The organism is uncultured Roseobacter sp. (assembly GCF_947501835.1).
Lineage (GTDB): Bacteria > Pseudomonadota > Alphaproteobacteria > Rhodobacterales > Rhodobacteraceae > Roseobacter.
In genome coordinates this window covers 1-3,124 of sequence record NZ_CANMXR010000047.1, presented here as the reverse complement: position 1 = coordinate 3,124, position 3,124 = coordinate 1, and the positions used below count along the sequence as shown (strand labels likewise).

At 63.7% G+C, this 3,124-nt stretch carries 2 protein-coding genes; both read left to right on the top strand.

Annotated features, from left to right (window positions below; genetic code table 11):
- The first annotated feature begins 13 nt into the window (after window positions 1–13).
- Complete coding sequence (locus Q1A20_RS25990; protein WP_299410973.1) at window positions 14–499, top strand: (2Fe-2S)-binding protein; 486 nt, start codon at window positions 14–16, stop codon at window positions 497–499.
- A gap of 99 nt (window positions 500–598) precedes the next feature.
- A complete protein-coding gene (locus Q1A20_RS25985; RefSeq protein ID WP_299410971.1) occupies window positions 599–2,971 on the top strand; it encodes a xanthine dehydrogenase family protein molybdopterin-binding subunit in 2,373 nt (790 codons plus the stop codon).
- Window positions 2,972–3,124 lie beyond the last annotated feature (153 nt).

Here is a 3,124-nt window from a genome sequence, read left to right as displayed (position 1 = left end):
GGGAGTTTTATAGATGTCTCGGATTGAGATGGTTGTGAATGGGGTTTCGGCGTCTGGTGATGTTGAGGGTCGAACGTTGTTGTCGTCGTTTTTGCGCGATGAGCTACAGCTGACAGGGACGCATGTGGGGTGTGATACTTCGCAGTGCGGGGCCTGTGTTGTGCATGTGGACGGTGTCGCGGTGAAGGCCTGCACGATGCTGGCGGCGGAGGCTGCGGGGGCCGAGGTCACCACGATCGAGGGGATGGCCAATGCGGATGGGTCGCTGAATGTGATCCAGCAGGCGTTCCAGGATCATCACGGGCTGCAGTGCGGGTTCTGCACGCCGGGCATGGTGATGTCGGCAGCAGCCCTCCTGAAGGAGACCCCCAAGCCCAGCGAGGCGGAGGTGCGGGACTATCTGGAGGGCAATATCTGCCGCTGCACCGGGTACCATAATATCGTCAAGGCGATCATGGCGGCCAGTGGCCAGGACGTGGCCGCGGTGGCTGCGGAATAATCAACACGGGCGTGGCGGGGGTGGCCTGAAGCCCACCCTACGACAGATCGCGCCGACGTAAGGTGGGCCTTGGGCCACCGTTTGACAGGGAGGAATGACATGCCAAAAGATGGAGGCATCGGCGCCAGCTCAAAGCGCCGCGAGGACGTCCGGTTTTTGACCGGGGCGGGGAATTACACGGACGACATCAACATCCGGGGGCAGGCGCATGTGTTCTTTCTGCGCTCTGACGTGGCGCATGGGACGATCACGTCCATCGACACGTCGGCGGCGGCAGCCATGGCCGGGGTGGTGAAGATCTTCACCGGCGCGGACTTCGAGGCGGTGGGCGGCATGCCCTGCGGCTGGCAGGTCACCGACAAGCATGGCGAACCGATGCAGGAGCCGCGCCATCCCATTCTGGCACATGGCAAGGTGCGGCATGTGGGCGAGCCGATTGCCGCCGTGGTCGCCGAGACGCTGGAGCAGGCGCGCGATGCCGCGGAGGCCATCGAGGTGGAGATCGCCGAGCTGCCGGCGGTCGTGGACATGAAGGCGGCGGTGGCCAGTGATGACGTCAAGGTGCATGACGATCTGACCTCGAACCTCTGTTATGACTGGGGCTTTGTCGAAGAGAACAAGGCGGCCACGGATGAGGCCTTCGAGAAGGCTGCGCATGTGACCACGCTGGAGCTGGTGAACAACCGGCTGGTCGCGAACCCGATGGAGCCGCGCGTGGCGGTGGGCGATTACGCCCGCGGCACGCAGGACCACACGCTTTATACCACCAGCCAGAACCCGCATGTGATCCGCCTGCTGATGGGGGCGTTTGTGCTGGGCATTCCGGAGCATAAACTGCGCGTCGTGGCGCCGGATGTGGGCGGCGGTTTTGGCACCAAGATCTTCCACTACCAGGAAGAGGCCTTTGTGACCTTTGCGGCCAAGGCCTGTAATCGCCCGGTCAAATGGACGTCGTCGCGCTCGGAGGCCTTCATGTCGGACGCCCATGGCCGCGACCATGTGACCAAGATCGAGCTGGCGCTGGATGGGGACAACAACTTCACCGCGCTCCGGACCGAGACCTTCGCCAATATGGGCGCGTATCTCAGCACCTTTGCGCCGTCGATCCCGACCTGGCTGCACGGCACGCTGATGGCGGGGAATTACAAGACCCCGCTGATTTATGTGAACGTGAAGGCGGTCTTTACGAATACTGTGCCGGTGGATGCCTATCGCGGGGCCGGGCGGCCCGAGGCCACCTTCCAGCTGGAGCGGGTGATCGATCAGGCCGCGCGCGAGCTGGGCGTCGATCCTGTCGAGCTGCGGCGGCAGAACTTCATCACCGAGTTCCCCTATGCCACGCCGGTGGCGGTGGAATATGACACCGGGGATTACCATGCGACCATGGACAAGGTGCTGGAGCTGTCGGATCGCGAGGGCTTTGCCGCCCGGCGGGCCGAGAGCGAGGCCCGCGGCAAGCTGCGCGGCTTTGGCATCAACTGCTTCATCGAGGCCTGCGGCATTGCACCCAGCAACCTTGTGGGCCAGCTGGGCGCGCGCGCGGGGCTCTATGAAAGCGCCACGGTGCGGGTCAATGCCACGGGCGGTCTGGTGGTGATGACCGGCTCGCATTCTCACGGGCAGGGGCATGAGACCTCCTTTGCCCAGGTGGTGGCTGACATGATCGGCATCGACGAGAACATGGTCGAGGTCGTGCATGGCGATACCGCCAATACGCCGATGGGCATGGGCACCTATGGCTCGCGCTCCATCGCGGTGGGCGGCTCGGCCATGGTGCGGGCAACCGAGAAGATCATCGCCAAGGCGAAGAAAATCGCCAGCCACCTGCTGGAGGCTTCTGAAGAGGACATCGAGCTCAAGGATGGGGCGTTCAGCGTGGCGGGCACGGATAAATCCGTGGCCTGGGGGGATGTGACCCTGGCCGCTTACGTGCCGCACAACTACCCGCTCGAAGACATCGAGCCGGGTCTGGAGGAGACGGCGTTTTACGATCCCAGCAACTTCACCTATCCGGCGGGCGCCTATACCTGCGAGGTGGAGGTCGATCCGGCGACGGGCGAGGTCAGCATCGAGCGCTTTGCCTCTGCGGATGATTTTGGCAATGTGATCAACCCGATGATCGTGGAAGGCCAGGTGCATGGCGGGATCGCGCAGGGGATCGGCCAGGCGCTGCTGGAGAACTGTTCCTATGACGAGAATGGCCAGCTTTTGTCAGCCTCCTACATGGACTACGCGATGCCACGGGCGGATAATCTGCCGCAGATGGATCATTACGTGGTCGATCATTCCTGCCAGACGCCCTGCACGCATAACCCGCTGGGGGTGAAGGGCTGTGGTGAGGCCGGGGCCATCGGCTCGCCGCCCACGGTGATCAATGCGGTCATCGATGCGCTGCAGTCGGGCGGTCATGACGTGGCGCATCTGGATATGCCAGCTACACCGGCCCGCGTTTGGGCGGCGATGAATGGGTGAGGCGCGGTCCGCATATGCGGCGATCTGTCCGGGGGACAGATCGAGGGCCAAACGGGCGGAGCCCCGGACAGGTGGAGAGCCGAACGGGATCGTTCATGCGCGCCATTGGTTCGAGAACACGGGGGCGATGCCCTGGTAAACAGAGTAGGCGTG